At 70.1% G+C, this 14,717-nt stretch carries 12 protein-coding genes; 3 read left to right on the forward strand and 9 right to left on the reverse strand.

The features are described 5' to 3' along the window. Nucleotides 1-10: 10 nt before the first annotated feature. The gene (locus tag KEG38_RS01840; RefSeq protein WP_272417218.1) at nucleotides 11-793 is read right to left on the reverse strand and encodes a glycosyltransferase family 2 protein; all 783 of its coding nucleotides are present in this window, start codon (nucleotides 791-793) and stop codon (nucleotides 11-13) included. A 96-nt stretch (nucleotides 794-889) separates the two neighbouring features. On the opposite strand from KEG38_RS01840, the gene KEG38_RS01845 reads away from it, so the two are divergent. Further along, complete coding sequence (locus KEG38_RS01845; RefSeq protein WP_272417219.1) at nucleotides 890-1,495, forward strand: 5-formyltetrahydrofolate cyclo-ligase; 606 nt, start codon at nucleotides 890-892, stop codon at nucleotides 1,493-1,495. 156 nt (nucleotides 1,496-1,651) lie between these two features. Next, nucleotides 1,652-3,220, forward strand: coding sequence for an FG-GAP repeat protein (locus tag KEG38_RS01850; protein WP_272417220.1), 1,569 nt, complete (start codon nucleotides 1,652-1,654; stop codon nucleotides 3,218-3,220). Here the strand turns inward: KEG38_RS01850 and KEG38_RS01855 are convergent. Further along, on the reverse strand, nucleotides 3,165-3,440 hold the full coding sequence (locus tag KEG38_RS01855; protein WP_272417221.1) for a hypothetical protein: 276 nt from the start codon (nucleotides 3,438-3,440) through the stop codon (nucleotides 3,165-3,167). The genes KEG38_RS01850 and KEG38_RS01855 overlap by 56 nt on opposite strands. A gap of 165 nt (nucleotides 3,441-3,605) precedes the next feature. Between KEG38_RS01855 and KEG38_RS01860 the strand changes: the two genes are divergently transcribed. Continuing rightward, nucleotides 3,606-3,782, forward strand: coding sequence for a hypothetical protein (locus KEG38_RS01860; RefSeq protein ID WP_272417222.1), 177 nt, complete (start codon nucleotides 3,606-3,608; stop codon nucleotides 3,780-3,782). A 12-nt stretch (nucleotides 3,783-3,794) separates the two neighbouring features. Here the strand turns inward: KEG38_RS01860 and KEG38_RS01865 are convergent, their stop codons facing one another. The 7 genes from KEG38_RS01865 to KEG38_RS01895 all read right to left on the reverse strand — a co-directional run bounded on the left by KEG38_RS01865 (nucleotide 3,795) and on the right by KEG38_RS01895 (nucleotide 14,544). Continuing rightward, the gene (locus tag KEG38_RS01865; RefSeq protein WP_272417223.1) at nucleotides 3,795-4,874 is read right to left on the reverse strand and encodes a hypothetical protein; all 1,080 of its coding nucleotides are present in this window, start codon (nucleotides 4,872-4,874) and stop codon (nucleotides 3,795-3,797) included. Beyond that, the gene (gene tyrS, locus KEG38_RS01870; protein ID WP_308215613.1) at nucleotides 4,822-6,093 is read right to left on the reverse strand and encodes a tyrosine--tRNA ligase; all 1,272 of its coding nucleotides are present in this window, start codon (nucleotides 6,091-6,093) and stop codon (nucleotides 4,822-4,824) included. The genes KEG38_RS01865 and tyrS overlap by 53 nt, the downstream gene beginning before the upstream one ends. A 46-nt stretch (nucleotides 6,094-6,139) precedes the next feature. Further along, nucleotides 6,140-6,493: an HU family DNA-binding protein gene (locus KEG38_RS01875; protein WP_272417224.1), complete on the reverse strand. Its 354-nt coding sequence runs from the start codon at nucleotides 6,491-6,493 to the stop codon at nucleotides 6,140-6,142. 128 nt (nucleotides 6,494-6,621) lie between these two features. After that, nucleotides 6,622-8,748, reverse strand: a complete 2,127-nt coding sequence (locus KEG38_RS01880; protein WP_272417225.1) for a hypothetical protein — start codon at nucleotides 8,746-8,748, stop codon at nucleotides 6,622-6,624. Between the two features lie 611 nt (nucleotides 8,749-9,359). Beyond that, entirely contained in the window at nucleotides 9,360-11,462 is a 2,103-nt protein-coding gene (locus tag KEG38_RS01885) for a hypothetical protein (RefSeq protein WP_272417226.1), read from the reverse strand. Beyond that, complete coding sequence (locus KEG38_RS01890) at nucleotides 11,459-12,343, reverse strand: SUMF1/EgtB/PvdO family nonheme iron enzyme (RefSeq protein WP_272417227.1); 885 nt, start codon at nucleotides 12,341-12,343, stop codon at nucleotides 11,459-11,461. The genes KEG38_RS01885 and KEG38_RS01890 overlap by 4 nt, the downstream gene beginning before the upstream one ends. Beyond that, nucleotides 12,343-14,544: a hypothetical protein gene (locus KEG38_RS01895; RefSeq protein ID WP_272417228.1), complete on the reverse strand. Its 2,202-nt coding sequence runs from the start codon at nucleotides 14,542-14,544 to the stop codon at nucleotides 12,343-12,345. The genes KEG38_RS01890 and KEG38_RS01895 overlap by 1 nt, the downstream gene beginning before the upstream one ends. Between the last annotated feature and the right edge of the window lie 173 nt (nucleotides 14,545-14,717).

Below are 14,717 nucleotides of genomic sequence, written 5' to 3' on the forward strand. Positions count from 1 at the left end.
GCGCCTCGGGTCAGAGCTCCTGGGCGCTCTCGAGGGGCGTTTCCCGCGGGGGTCGCGAGGGTTTGGCCGGGGGCGCGGGCGGGGGCGCCGGGGGAATCTTGACGGGGGCGAGCCTCGATTCGGCGATGGTGGTGACGACGCGGAAGACGATACGCGCCGGGTCGCGCACGCTGTGGAAATGGGTGATGCGCTCGTGCTCCGGCGGATACACGACGTCCATCGGGACCTCGACGACGCGGACGCCGGCCGCAATGGCGCGGAGGATGATCTCGGCCTCGAAGGCATAGCCGTCGTCGCGGGCCCCGAGCGAGAGCGTGGTCTGGATCGGATAACGGCGCAGGCCGCATTGCGTGTCGGCGAGGGGGCGACCGCTGAAGAGCGAGAGGAAAAAGTTCGAGATGCGGTTCGACATCTGGTTCGCGCGCGGCGCGCCGGCCTTGACGAGGTCACGCACGCCGAGGACGAGGGCGCGCGGGTCGGGGTCGACGAAGGCGATGCGGTGCGCCTCGGCGGGCGGATGCTGAGCGTCGGCATCGAGGGTGACGGCGACATCGAAGCCGCGCCGCAAGGCGTGCATCATGCCGGTGCGGAGGGCCGCGCCCTTGCCGCGATTGTTAGGGTGCGACAAAACGGTGACGCCGGCCGCGCGGGCGAGGTCGGCCGTGCCGTCGGTGGAGCCGTCGTCGATGACGAAGACCGCGGACGGGTCGGGCCAGAGGGCGCGCGTGGCGCGGACGACCTCGGCGACGGTGCGGGCGGCCTGATAAGCGGGGATGATCGCGCAAGGACGCATCGGTTCGAGAACCGTTACCACGGCAAGGGCGCGTGGGGGAGCGCCGCGCAGGACACCGGCGTGCGCAGGGGGGGCGTTCGGGGTAGGGTGGCCGCGATGGAAGACTTCGATCCCGAGGCGATGCGGGTGCTGCGTTACCGCGCGAAGGGGGTGCTGCGGCAGCGGATGCGGGCGCTCCGGAACTCGATCCCGCGTGAGTCCTTGGCCGAGCGGTCGGCGAAGATCCGCGCCGGGCTGCTCGCGCGGTCGGAGATGGCCGGCGCCCGGACGGTCGCGCTTTTCTGGCCGATTTTGAAACGCGGTGAGGTGGACCTCAGGCCGCTCGTCTCTGAGCTCCGGGCGCGGGGCGTCGTCGTGGCATTTCCTTCGATCCACCCGGAGACGCGGGTGATGACGTTCCGGATCCCCGCCGATCCCGAGGCGATGGAGGAGCAGGGGCTCGGCTTTCAGGAGCCGCGGCTCACGGAGCCGGAGGCGGCGGAGGTCGACGTGGTGGTGGTGCCGGCGCTCGGCGTGGACGGGGAGGGGAACCGGATCGGGTATGGCGCGGGGTATTATGATCGAACGATCCCGCGATTCTGTCCGCCGGGGGTGGCGATTGGCGTGGCGTACGATTTTCAGGTGTTATCGGAGGTGCCGGTGACGGAGGGCGACGTGCCGCTGCCGATTGTCGTGACGGACGAACGCGTCATCGAGATTTGAGCCGCGGCCGTCTCCGGCGGAAGGGGGGCGCTCGCCAGGATTTTGTGTGAATCCCGCGAGTCGGGTGGTCACGCGCGCTCCGTGGTGTAAACCTAGCGCGTTTTGATTTCCGGGAATCACACGCGGAGCGCCCGCGCGTGATGCGGGGGGAAACACATGCGCACCATTTGTTCCGTGCTGTGCCGCGGGCTCATCCCGCTTTTGTGGCTCGTCGCCGGTTGCGGGGCCGACGGGTCCGAGCGCACTGGAGTCGCGGTCCATGCGCTGGAATGGAACCAGGGCGACAAGGTCATGGCGCCCGAGGGGACGAACGAAGCAGAGTTTGGCGTATCGGTCGCGATCGATGGAGATACCGCGATCGTCGGGGCGCCCTCCGACGACGGGATCGCGGAGCACGCCGGCGCGGCGCAGATCTTCGTGCGAAAAGACGGCGTCTGGGTCCCGGAGCAGAAGCTCGTCGCGTCCGATGCAGAGGCGACGGATGCATTCGGTTATTCCGTGGCGATCTCGGGCGATATCGCGATCGTCGGCGCGCCGAACGGTGACGACCAGGCCGAAAACGCGGGCGCGGCTTACGTCTTCGTGCGCGAGGGCGGGGCCTGGAAGGAGCAGCAGAAGCTCGTCTCGCCGAAGCCGGAGATGATTGGCTCGTTCGGCACGTCGGTGGCGATCGTGGGTACGATCGCGCTCGTCGGAGCGAGCCGCGAGGACGGGGTCGGATTCGATTCCGGCGCGGCGTACATCTTCGTTCGGGACGCGTCCGGGGATATGTGGGGCCTGCAAAAGGTGCTTTTGCCGGCGGACGGGACGCCGAGCCATTTCGGCGCGTCGGTCGCGCTTTCGGCCGACGCCGCGGTGGTCGGGGCGCCGCGGGACAACGCCGGTATGCCGGTCCCGGTCGGTGCGGCCTACGTCTTCGACCGGGCCGAGGGCGCCTGGCCGCTCGAACAGATTCTCGCGGCGGACGACGCGGGCGAGCAAGACTATTTCGGAATTTCCGTGGCGATCTCGGGAGACACGACGCTCGTGGGCGCGGCGGGGGACGACGACGTCGCCGAGGACGGCGGCGCGGCGTATGTGTTTTCGCGGGTGGACAAGCTCTGGAGCGCGCCGCAGAAGCTCGTCCCCTCCGCGGTGGAGAAATTCGGCAGGTTCGGAATGGCGACGTCGATCTCGGGAGACGTGGCGCTCGTGGGGACCTATCTCGCCGGGCCGAATGTAACGGGCGCAGGGTCGGCCTACGTATTCGTGCGCGAGGACGGCGTTTTTGCCCATGATCATCGGCTTCTCGCGTCGGACGGGGTCGACGGCGATTTCTTCGGCATCGCGGTCGCGGTCTCCGTGGACACCGTGCTCATCGGCGCCCCGGGCGATGATAACGACAAGGGCGAGAATGCCGGCTCGGTGTACACGTTCGGGGCGCTGGTCGCCTCGGGGACGAGCGGCGCCGGCGGAATGGGCGGCGCGGGCGTCGGCGGATTCGATGGTATCGGCGGCGCGGGCGGCACCGGCGCGGGCCCGAATCAGGGGACCATCGGCGATGACGGAATGGTGATGACGGGCGGCTGCGCCTGCACCGCCGCGGGCGGGAGCGAGGAAAAAGACGGCGTGATAGCGGCGATGATGGCGCTCGGAATGGCGCTCGTCGTCGGGCGGCGGCGCTCGGGCCTCAATGCAAAGGATCGCCGAGGATCTTCTTGCGATCGAGCTGCTCGGCGAGGGTGAGCCGGTCGGCGTCGTTCATCGAGACGAAACGAATCGCCTGCAGCCGGTCCTTCGACCAGATCGGACGGCCGCGCAGGCGAATCGGTCGGCCCGCGCCGACGTCGAGCTCGAACGCGGTGGTCATGCTGAGCTCCCGATCCACGAGCGCACGTGGCCTTTCGAAGACGAGCCCGCTCACCGAGAGGTCGACGGCGCGGCACGCGTGGCGATGCCCATCCACGATGGCAACCAGGGGATAGTCGCACTGTGCGCGAGGGCCGATCCGTCGTTCCATGAAAGTGTGTCCGTCTGCCCGATACGAGAAGCAGATCGGGAGGGCCAACTTTTTGCCATCGCCCGACCCGAGGGGCCGTTTGGGCTAGGATCGCGCCGAGGAGGATCCGGAATGCCCACGTGCCGCGAGTGCGACAACGAGGTCGACGAGCTGAAGACGGTCAAGGTCGGGACCAAGAAGAAGAAGATGTGCGAGGACTGCGCCGACCGCGTCGCCCAAGAAGGCGCGATCGCCGAGGAGAGCGAGGCCGTCGTGCAAGGAATGATGGGCTTCAAGGGGCGGCGGTAAACACGCGTTCCCTCATCGCATGATCTGATCAATCTCGTTCGAGGTCACGTCCGCGAGGCCCTTCGCGAGCTTCTTCGGGTCGAGCTCGACCGCGATCGCGACGGCGTCGGGCGCATGCGTGGGCAGCGGCGCCGTCACGGGCACGTCGAGGCCGAGCAGATGGCCAAACGAGCCCTCGGCGAGGTCTCTCCAAGACGCAGCAAGCTCCTCGGACGCCGCTTCGCCGGTGCGGGAGAAGTCGCCGGCGACGGCGATGGAGAGCAAGATGCCCTCGCGTGCGCTCGGCCTCGCGGCGGCGCCGATGGCGGTGGCCGCCGCGAGCAGGCCCCGAGCGCCCCGCGCGAGCTCGCCCTCGAATGGGCCAAGCGCGAACGCGCGGGCCGGAGCCGGGCCGAGGCGCTCGGCGAGCGCGCGCAGCGATGGATCGGAGAAGGCGCGGGCCGCGCGCGAGAGGGCACCGCGGGCGAAGAGGCTGGCGATGCGGCAGGGGCCGCGCTGGATCGAGCCCGCTTGCTGGAAGCAGACGACGTCGGGGCCGATCGCGGCGAAGGCGTGCGTCGCGCGGCCGATCTTGCCGGAGACACGGACGAGGTCGCGGCGGTCCGTGGCGCGCGTGGCCTCGGTGCTGAGGCGGTCGCGGAAGGCGCGCTCGACGGCGCGCGCGTCGCCCGTGTGGCGGAGGATCTCGACGGTCGCGTCGCCTTCGTTCGTCGCGTAAGACGCGACGACAGCCTCGGGCGTCCTTCGCAGATCGACGGCGGTGCCGCTCGCGAAGCGGTCGAAGCGCGCCTCGGAGATGACGGTGCCGACGAAGGGGACGAGCCACGGGATCGAGGTGATCTCGCGGGGGTTCACGAGCACGAGCCAGCGCAGGCCCGCGAGCGGCAAGAGGCCGTCGAGCGAGGGCACGGCGAGTGGCGGCTCGGGCGTTTCGGCGGTCTTCGTGACGGTCGTGGGCGACGCGCCGCAGCCTGTGAGGGCGGAGGCGAGCGTGGCGAGCGTGGCGGCGAAGAAGGCGCGCCGCCCCGGAACCGTTACGTCAGCCGACGACGAGGTGCGCGAACTTTCGGTTCTTTGATCCGACGCGGACAAGATACCTCCGGCCCCGCTCGAGCTTCTGTTGCTCGTCGCGCACGACCTCGCCGTCGAGGTGGACGGCGCCGCTCTTCACGAGCCGGAGCCCCTCGTTCGTCGACTTCACGAGGCCCGCGAGTGACAAGGCTTTGGCGATCCAGAGCGACTCGGCCTCGGTGACCACGTTGATCTCCTCGATGTCGTCGGGCACGCCGCCGGCTGCCACGCTGCGGCGCCGTTCGAGCGCGGCGTCGGCGGCCTCCGCGTCGTGGAAGCGCGTGACGATCTCCTTCGCGAACGCTTCCTTCACCTGGACGATGTTCGCGTGGCCGCGATCCACGGTCTCGCGCAGCTCGGCGATCTCCTGGTTCGACCTCGACGAGAGCAGCTCCATGTATCGCCAGATCACCTGATCGTCGACGAGCATGAGCTTCTGCAGCATCTCGAAGGCCGGCTCGGTGATGCCGACGTAGTTGTTCGCGCTCTTCGACATCTTCAGGCCGACGACCTTGCCGCTCTCGACGCGCGCGTTCGTGCCTTCGAGGATCGGCGTGGTCATGACGATCTGCGCGCGCTTGCCGTAGCGCGGCATGAGATCGCGGCCGACGAGCAGGTTGAAGAGCTGATCGGTGCCGCCGAGCTCGACGTCGTTCTCCAGCACGACCGAGTCGTAGGCCTGGAGCAGCGGGTAGAGGAACTCGTGGATGTGGATCGGCACATTGCCGTGGAAGCGCTTCGAAAAATCGTCGCGCTCGAGCATGCGCGCGACGGTGTATTTCGCGCCGAGCTCGATGATCTCCGTTGGCGAGAGCTTGCCGAGCCACTCGGAGTTGTAGCGGACCTCGGTCCGCTTCTTGTCGAGGATCTTGAAGGCCTGCTGCTGGTAGGTCTCGGCGGCGGCGCGGACTTCTTCGCGCGTCAGGCGCGGGCGGGACTCGCTCTTGCCCGTTGGATCACCAACCATCGCGGTGAAGTCGCCGACGAGGAAGATGACCTGGTGCCCGAGCTCCTGGAACTGCCGCATCTTCTGCATGAGCACGGTGTGCCCGAGGTGCAGGTCTGGACGCGTGGGGTCGAAGCCGGCCTTGATGCGCAGCGGCCGGCCCTCCTTCAGGCGCTCTTCGAGTTCGGCGCGGACGTGGAAGTCCACGACGCCCCGGCACAACTCCTCCAGTTGACGCTCGGCGGAAAGCATGGGGGAGACTTTGCCGGACGGCGCGCCGCGCGCAAGCGTCACGCGGCCGGAGAAGCGCGCAGCGAGGCGCTTCGCCCGGCCGGGGCGATCATTCGTCGTCCTCGTCGTCCTCGTCGAGGTCGTCGTCGTCCTCGTCGTCCTTGCCGCCGGTGATGGCGAAGGCGCGGCTCTGGTTGACGAGCTCTTTCAGCTCCTTGCCGACCTTGAAGAACGGCAGGCGCTTGGCGGGTACGGGCACGGGCTGACCCGTGCGCGGGTTTCGGCCGCTGTACGGTTTGTACGGGCGGACCGTGAAGCTGCCAAAGCCGCGGATCTCGATTCCTTCACCACGCTGGAGCGCCTCGGTCATTGCGTCGAAGATGCAATTGACCACGAGCTCGGCGCGAGCCTTGGTGAGCTCGCCACGGCCCGCGATCGCGTCGATGAGCTCGCTCTTCGTCATAGGTACCCCTCGGCGGCCGTCACGCCGCCCCCCGTCCCTACGTCCCCCCGACCTGATGTGACGTCCGGACGGATACGACTTACGATTCCAGGAACTTAGAGCACACCTCGCATCCTGGACGCCCAGCGTCAATGACTTTCGTTCTCCAAGAAATCCAATCGGTCCAGCGTCACGAGTGAACCCGCGGGCTGAGGGCCGAGGCGGAGCGTGAGCGCGACGGAGCGAGCGGCGCTCGGGATCGGGAAGGCCGGGAGCGTGACGCAGGGCGGATGCGGGGCCGCGGCAGGCGCGAGGTCGTGGGTGTGCAAAGGGCGTCCGTCGACGACGAGCGTGACCGAGACGGAGGCGGGGCCGAGGAGGGCGAGGCGCGGCACGAGGGAGCGGCCGGCGAGGAAGGGGGCGGGGAGGGAGACGGTGATCGAGCCGGTTTTCGTGGGGTCCGCGGGGGAAACGGCGAGCCAGCGGCGATCGGAGGCGCAGGCGTCGGTGGCCCAGGCGGGAAGGGCCCAGGCGTCTTTCTGAGCGAGCGCGGGCCAGAGGTTCTCGCCTTCGAGGGCGAGTGGTGCTTGGGGGTCAAAGGAGTACGGGACGAGGTGCGGCGGGGAGGGCGGCGGCTCGCCGTCGGGCGGGATGGGGAAGAGGTAACGGTATGCAGGAGGCCGCCCGTGCGCCTCCCAGGCGAAGCGGTCGAGGGCGTCGCCGCGGTAGCGGGCGATCGTGCGTTCGTTCGAGGTCCAAGGGTCGTAGGCGAGGTTGAAGCCGTGGTCGGTGTCGACGAACACGAGCGCGCGCGGAGGGAGTTTTCCGAGGCGCGCGGGCTCGAACATCGGGAGGCCGCCTTCACGATCGCGCAGCAAGGCGTGGTCGAAGCCAGCGCGGAAGGCGAAGCCGAGCGGGACGAGGGCGACGAGGGCGGCGATGCGGCGTGAGGCCCGGCCGAGGTTTTGGGCGCGCGCGGCGATATGTGTGGCGGCGAGCGCGGCGAGGATGTGTTCGAGCGGGAGGACGTCGGCGTAGAAGCGCGCGCCGCCGCCGGGGTAATTGCCGTCGAAGTAGAAGGGGACGTACGCGGCGATCTGGAGGGCGACGGCGACGGGGAGCAAGCGCGCGCGTGGGATGCGCGCGGCGAGGATCGCGCCGAAGAGGACGAGGAGCGTGAAGGGCTCGGCGTTGCCCGCGTCGACGAGGTGTTGCTTGAGGCGGCGGAGCGTGGTCGCGGCGGCGGCATAGGCGCCGTAGCCGTTCGGGAGGTTGTGCCGAACGAAGTCGCCGTGCTCGCCGAGGCAACCGATCGAGGCGCCGAAGCCGTAACGGAAGCAGCCGGGCGGGCCGTCGGAGAGGGCGTAGTAGAGGCGCTGCGACGAGGTGAAGAGCTCGCCGGTGGCCGCGTGTTGATGCGCGACGAGCAGGGCGAGGCCGGGGAGGGCGCCGAGGGCGAGGAGCGCGAGGGCGGTGAGGCGCGAGCTACGGGGAGCGTGCGCGGTGGTGCGGCGTGTCGTGACGACGAGGAAGGCGAGCGCGAGGAGGAGGGCGACCGCGGAGGGAGGGCGCGTCGCGGCGAGCCAGCCTGCGAAAAAGCCTGTGCCGAGCGAGGGGAGAAGGGCGCGTGTTGCGGTTCCGGCTTCGAGCGCACGCACGGCGGTGAGCGCGAGGGCGAGCGCGCTCGTGAAGCAGAGCGCGGCGAGGCCGTGCGACATGGTGTCGGCCGTGTGGTAGCGGAGCGCGGCGCAGAGCACGGAGAAGAGGGTCGCGAGGCGAGGGATCGAGAGGCGATCCGCGAGGGGCGTGCCTTCCGGGAGGGCACGCTCGGCGAGGGCGTACGTGGCGATCGTGAGGGCCGCGGCGAGGAGCGGGCCTACCGCGAGGGGCGCGTGGGCGAGGAAGCCAAGCGCGAGGAGCGCGGGGTAGCCGGGCGGAAAGAGGACGGCCGCGGTGGGCCCGTCGGGGCCGTCCGTGCGGACGAGGAAGCGGCCGAGCGTGGAGGCGACGGGCTCGTCGAGAGGGAAGGCGAGGTGGCCGTTCGCGAGGGCGCGCGCTTCGAGGAAGTAACTCGTGGCGTCGATGATGCGAGGTCCGCCGCGGAGGTAGAGCGCGACGTACGCGGCGGAGAGGGCGGCGGCCGTGAGGGAGGCGAGGGCGAGGAAGAGGCGGGTTTTGGTTGCAGGTCGAACGATGCGCGGGGCGAGGACGAGGGCGATCAGCGCGGCGAGGAGGGCGGCGAGCTGGGCGGGGTCACGGGGGAGGCCGAAGCGCACGGGGGGATGTCAAGGGGGAAGCGCGGGAGGGTCCGGGAGCGGGTGGAGGGAGAGCGTACCTCGGAAGCGGAAGGGGCGCGGGGGGTTCGTGGAGCGAGTTTTCTCACATCCGTGGGTGCGAAGAGGGGTCCGGGCGCGATGGGTGTGGTGTGGCGCTGCGCCAAAGGCATGTCCGCGTGCTGCGGGTGTGGTGTGGCGATACGCCGAAGGCATGTCGGCGTGCCCCAGGTACGGTGTGGCGCTGCGCCAAAGGCATGTCGACGTGCCCCAGGTACGGTGTGGCGCTGCGCCGAAGGCATGTCGGCGTGCCCCAGGTACGGTGTGGCGTTGCGCCAAAGGCATGTCCGGGTGCCTCGGGTACGGTGTGGCGCTGCGCCGAAGGCATGTCGGCGTGCTCCGGGTACGGTATGGCGTTGCGCCGAAGGCATGTCGGCGTGCTCCGGGTACGGTGTGGCGTTGCGGCCGCCCCAGAACCTCACCCCCCGACCCCCTCTCCGCGCGGCGGAGAGGGGGCGAAAGGCGCTGGATCGAGCCGAGACCTCCCTCCCTCTCCACAGTGTGGAGAGGGAGGGTTGGGGTGGGTGAGGTCCGAATGCCTGTGGAACACCCTCTCACGGCGGCGAGAGGGGCACGATCTCCGTCCAGCGGAAGCTGCGCATCACGAACCTCCACGGCTTCGCCGCGCGTGACGAGGGAGGTGGCGTCTCCTTGGGCAGGAGCGTGACCTTCGCCCGCGCGCCCGGCGCGATCGCGTCGTTGCCGCCGAGGGCGATCACGTCGAGCGCGTAGCCATCGCCGAGCACGATCTGGCTCCTGTCGAGGAGCGTGTTCGGGTACTTCGGGTACCTGTCGAGATTCTCGAAATCGATATCGACCGCGCAGACGTCCGGGAGGTACGCCGCGTCGTAGAGCCTCGCCGCGACCATGCCGTCCGCCTCGATGTCACGCTTCACCACCGCGCCGCAGCGCACGCTCACGCCATGAATCTTCCCCTCGGGCTTGTCGGAGCGCTCCAGCACGACCCTGCCCGAAGGATCCGCCTTCAGTCCTTCGAGCGATTGCCGTACGCCCGGCCAGAACCGCCTCTTTTGCTCGTCCCAGCGAGACACGAGCCGGGCGACCCGCGGATCGCTCCACCCCACGAAGGCCGCCGCATCGGTCACGCGGCGCTGCGCCTCGGGGAGAAGCGAGTCGCCGAGACCGTAATCGCGCTTCTCCGGATGCACGATCACCGGCGACTCGGCGCACGCGTCGAGGGCGTCCTCCGCGCGGTACCACGCCTTCGCGAACGCCGCCTCCACGGCGCCCCGATCGAAGATGCGGCATTGCAAGGCCACGTGCGTCCGATCGAGGCGCGCCGCGGAGCCGACGGAGCCTGTCATGGTGGCGCCGTCGCGCTTCAGCGTGAGGGTGGCGAGGTGGTCGGCGCCGCTCAGCCAGTCCGCGTCATAAAAGGAAACCGTGACCTTGGACTTCGGGCCGAGCGAGACCAGGGGGAGCGCGAAACGGTTGCCGCTCACCGTGGAGGCGCGGCCGTCGATCGTCACCTTCGCGAACACGCGATCGGTATCGTCACCCGGGGTGCTGAACGCCTCGGTGTCGCACGCGAGCACGCCGCCCTCCACCTGCGCCCCGACGGGCAGGGACGCGTCGAGCAACGCGACCTTCGGCATGGGCGCATCGTCGTCACGGGTCACCCAGGAGGGCCGCGCGGCGCGGCTCTCCTTCGCGGAGGCGCGCCGCTCGGGGACCTTCGGCAGCTCGAGCCCGATCGGCGTGAACGCGTCCGTGGGCCAAGGCGCGCTCGGGGCGCAGGGCGAGCCGGGGGAGTGCAGGAAGTCTTCCTCGCAAGTCCCCCTGTCCTGCACGGCGCCCGGGCCGATCGCCACACGCGCGCCCGCGAGCTCCGCGACGGGGACGCTCGTCGCCGCACGTGCGAGCCGCTCCTCGAGCCGGCCTCCTTCGGGCACGGGGACCGTCGCCACCGCCGACACGACCGCGCCCGAGGGCCGCCTGACATTCACGACCACGTCGAGCGAGAACGGCGCGTCCTCGTGCTGCGGGCGCCTGAGCACGAAGCGGTGATCAGAAGCGCCCTTCGTAGAGCTGCCGGCGAGCGTCTTCTCGAGCAAGAGGGCGCGCGGTATCGCGGCGCGCACGATCTCCTCCGGCGGCCGCGTGTACGTCGTCTCCACGCGCGACGTCAGCACCGTGAGCACGCCGAACGTGAGCAAGTGCAAAGGCAATGGGAAATCGGCGATCTTGAGCTGCGAGTGCTCGATATCGCGCGGATAGGTCTCGCCCGTGAGCACGGTGAGCGACTTCGCGTCCTTGCGCAGGGCGAAGAGCAGCTTGTCCTCGGACCTGATGTGCACGCGCGCCTCCACGGCGCCGAAGGCCGCGGCGCGCGCCGATCCGCGCACGCGCAAGAAGACCCACGCGGGATCCACGGTGCGCAGGAAGTGAATGCCGGTCGTTTTTCTCAGCTCGTCCACCGGGATCGCCTCGACCGTGATCATCGGCCCGGCAGCCGCCATGGCAGCGCGCGCGACGCGCTCCCGTGTGGCGTCGTCCACCCCACGGTAGAGAGCGGCCGCGTCGAGCGCGCCCCCGGGATCACCGGCCGCGAGGAACTCGGCCGCGGTCTTCGTCGGCGGAGGCTCGAACGAGGCGCAGCCCGTCAGCAGGAGGGCGAGCGCGACGCCCCTCCTCAAGCCGGGCCCGCCACACACCGAAACCCGTACCAAGGATGCCGCGCCCGCGAGACCGGATGATTGTCCGCGGGCGACTGATTGCCCATGAGCCCGTGGTCGTGCCAGGTGCCGCCGGTCACGCGGAACATGTTTTCTCGTGGGCACGGTTCTTCACCTTTGGTCGAGATGCACGTGATCGGCTTCGGATCGAAGACGAATTCGGCCACATTCCCCGCCGTATCGTAAAGCCCGAAGGGACTCCGATCCCCCGTGTAACTCGCCACCGGGCACGTGCCGAGGTCCGCGGCGACGGGCGGCGCGGTGCTCGTGATGGGGGAGGCGACGCCGCCTTGCGTCCCGCCGACCGAGCCGCGTTGCCAGCAATGCTCGACCTTCTCCGGCTCGTCGCGGCCCCACGGATAGATGCGGTGCCGCTCGCCGAGGCGCTCCGCTTCGCTCATGCGCCCGTCGCCGAGCGCCGCCCAATATGCCTCGTAGATCGTCGGCAGGCGGCGTCCGCCGTTCCATTGGCAGTACGCCTCGGCTTCGGCCGGGCTCACGCAGTTGATCGGATGATCGCCGCGGCCGGGCTTGCCCCAGTTGCACATCGGCTCGTCGTGTTTCTCGACGCGGCCCTCGCCCGCGGGCACGACGCACGCCTTCGCGCCCACACACGCGGCGTATCCGGAGACCGTCACCTCCGTCGCTTCGATCTGGAACGGCTTCACCGTGACGACCGTGCGGTTCACGGCCATCGACTCGCGGAACGAGAACGTCGCGCCGGGGATCGAGACCAGGCGCGCGCCGCGCGGCGAGACGGCCAAGCGGCGCGCGTTCTCCGCGTCCGTTCGGCCGCAGCCGATCACGGCGACGGCGAGCAAGAGCCCCGTCAGGAACCGCATCAGCGCGCCGCCGACGGAGCTCCGCCGCCCTCCAGGATCCACACGTGGTAGGTGATCCACTCGCCCTCGACGGGCGTGATCGCGAGCTGGAAACGCGGCGGGAGGTCGGCTGGCAGGTCGATGCTCGGCTCGGTCCACGTGGGCCCGGGGCGCGCTTCGAGCTTGCCGAGGAGGCGTCCGTCGACGCGAACCTCGGCCGCCGCTTGTCGGCCCGCGACGGTGCGCACGACGAGCCGGCCGCCGCGCTTCGGCGCGTTCATCATGGCGAGCTCGGGCTGCCCGTGCGGGACGATGCGGCCGGCGTCGAAGAGCTCGCGGAGCTTCTGGCCAGGCTCGGGCAAGACGCGGTGCACGACGAAGCCCATGCCCGGGCGCGGGAAGTTGTAGCCGTGGGCCTTTTCGCTGACGAGGTCCGCAACGTCGAGGTCGTCGACGATGCGCTCGCCTTCGCGCTGCGTGCGAGGCCAGCCGTTCCTGTCGAGCGCGCTCCAGTCGGCCTTGTAGATGACCTTCTCCGCGCCGCCGCAGATCACGTTGCCGACGACGGGGACGCCGACGAGGCGACGGCCGAAGAGGCCGGGGAGGTCGCCCCACCACGAGGGATAAATCGCCATGTGGTCGGGTCGATCTTCGGGCGGGATGCGCTCGAGGAGCTCGATCGTGGCGCCGAGGCCGTTCACGCCGGCCCGCGCGAAAGGCAGGTCGTGGTAGCCGCCGAGGCCGATGATGTCGAGGCCGGGCAGGTCCGAGGCATACATGAGCGCGCCCGCGTCGCCGACGAGCACGCGCCTCGCCTTGCGCTCGGCGAGGACCTTGCCCGCGACCACGTGCTGGTCGCGGATGTTTCGGCTCGCGCGGCCGAAGAACCAGATCTGGTCGCGCATGTTCGGCGCCTGGTTGACGCCGTAGAGGACGACCACGCCGCAAGCGATCGCGACACGCAGCGCGAAGAGGCCCCGCGCGCGGCGGGTCGCTTCGAGCGCGGGCACGAGGAGCACGCCGAGGCCCATCGCCGCGAGCACGAGCAGCCACGCGACGGCGCTCATCGTGTAGCGCTCGTTTTGCCAGCGGACCTGGCCGTTCAGCGAGACGAGGAGCAGCCAGGTCACGACCTGCGCCCAGAGCATCGCGGCGACGCCGCGGGTCTTTTTCGAGAAGAACGGGAGGAGCGCGACGAGCGGGACAATCCAGCCCCAGGGGAGGTTCTGGCCGGGGATCCAGTCGGCGAAGTGGTGCTGCGTGTTGCGGAGGACGACGTACTTCAGGTGCGAGAGGTACTCGTCGAGCTTCTGCTCCCCGTTCATGTAGGGGTGGTTCAGCGCGAGCTTGACGATCGCGCCGGCGGCGGCCCACTCGCCGGTGAAGACACGGTTCGCGACCGCCTGCGCGACGGCCATGATCGCGCCGGGAACCGAGGCGCGGAGCAGCGTGGCGAACGCGGCGCGAAGGCCGAGAGGTTTCCACACGGCGAGCGCGGCGTAGAACGCGAACACCGCGATGCTCGTGACGGACTCGGGCCGCGTCGCGTAAAGCAGCGCGCCCGCGAGGCCCGCGAGCAGGCCGTCGCGGCGCACGGCGTGCGCATCGCCCGGCGTCCGTCCGATCGAGAGGATCGGCAGCAGCATGAGCGCCCAGACGCCGAGGTGGAACGCGTTCTCCATGCCGCTGAAGAGCGACCAGTCGAGTGCGCCGAGCGAGACGACGGCCGGCGGGACGAGGTATTTCGCGGCGCGCCCGAGCGGCTCGCACGCGCGGCCCGCGGCGACGAGGAAGAACGTGGTCGAGACGCACGCGATGAGCGCCGCCCACGCCATGAGGTCGAGGCTGCGGAAGCCGAGCAGGTAGCCGAGGGAGAGCGTGAACGGGTAGAGCAGGCTCGTGTTGCCGCTGGAGAAGCCGTTGCCCTCGGACCACTGGAAGGGAAAGCCGCGGGCCGCGGCGCGCGCGTAGTCGAAGTGGATGAAGACGTCGTCGAGCGGCGCCGACCAGCCGCCGCGCGTCTGCACGTGCATGTACCCGTAGAACACGGTGGCCGCGTAGAGGACGCAGGCCGAGGCGAAGACGGGGTAGAGCACGCGGTCGACCGCGGGCCAGCTCTCGAGGACGCGCGCGAAAAATCCCGCGTCGTCGTCGCCTGCGCGTCGTCGGGCCCCGAGGGGGGGCGCCGCTTCCGCTTGGTCTTGGTCCAGTGTGGCGGGCACGGGGGACTCTTATTACACGATCCCCGGTTCGGCCCGCGCGCGGACCTCGTCGCGACGCACGGGGCTCGTCCGAACCCGGGGACCTCGAATTCCAAGGGCGCGTGCGTTGACCAGGTCCGGCCGCACCTGTAGAAAAGAATCGCGTTCGAGCGTCGCGGAAGGCGCCAACGCCG

The organism is Polyangium jinanense, assembly GCF_028435265.1.
Classification (GTDB): Bacteria; Myxococcota_A; Polyangia; order Polyangiales; family Polyangiaceae; genus Polyangium; species Polyangium jinanense.

Excerpts from the sequence above, each read along its gene's own strand:
- KEG38_RS01840 (WP_272417218.1), bottom strand. The coding sequence starts at position 793 with ATGCGTCCTTGCGCGATCATCCCCGCTTATCAGGCCGCCCGCACCGTC.
- KEG38_RS01845 (WP_272417219.1), top strand. The coding sequence starts at position 890 with ATGGAAGACTTCGATCCCGAGGCGATGCGGGTGCTGCGTTACCGCGCG.
- KEG38_RS01850 (WP_272417220.1), top strand. The coding sequence starts at position 1,652 with ATGCGCACCATTTGTTCCGTGCTGTGCCGCGGGCTCATCCCGCTTTTG.
- KEG38_RS01860 (WP_272417222.1), top strand. The coding sequence starts at position 3,606 with ATGCCCACGTGCCGCGAGTGCGACAACGAGGTCGACGAGCTGAAGACG.
- KEG38_RS01875 (WP_272417224.1), bottom strand. The coding sequence starts at position 6,493 with ATGACGAAGAGCGAGCTCATCGACGCGATCGCGGGCCGTGGCGAGCTC.
- KEG38_RS01890 (WP_272417227.1), bottom strand. The coding sequence starts at position 12,343 with ATGCGGTTCCTGACGGGGCTCTTGCTCGCCGTCGCCGTGATCGGCTGC.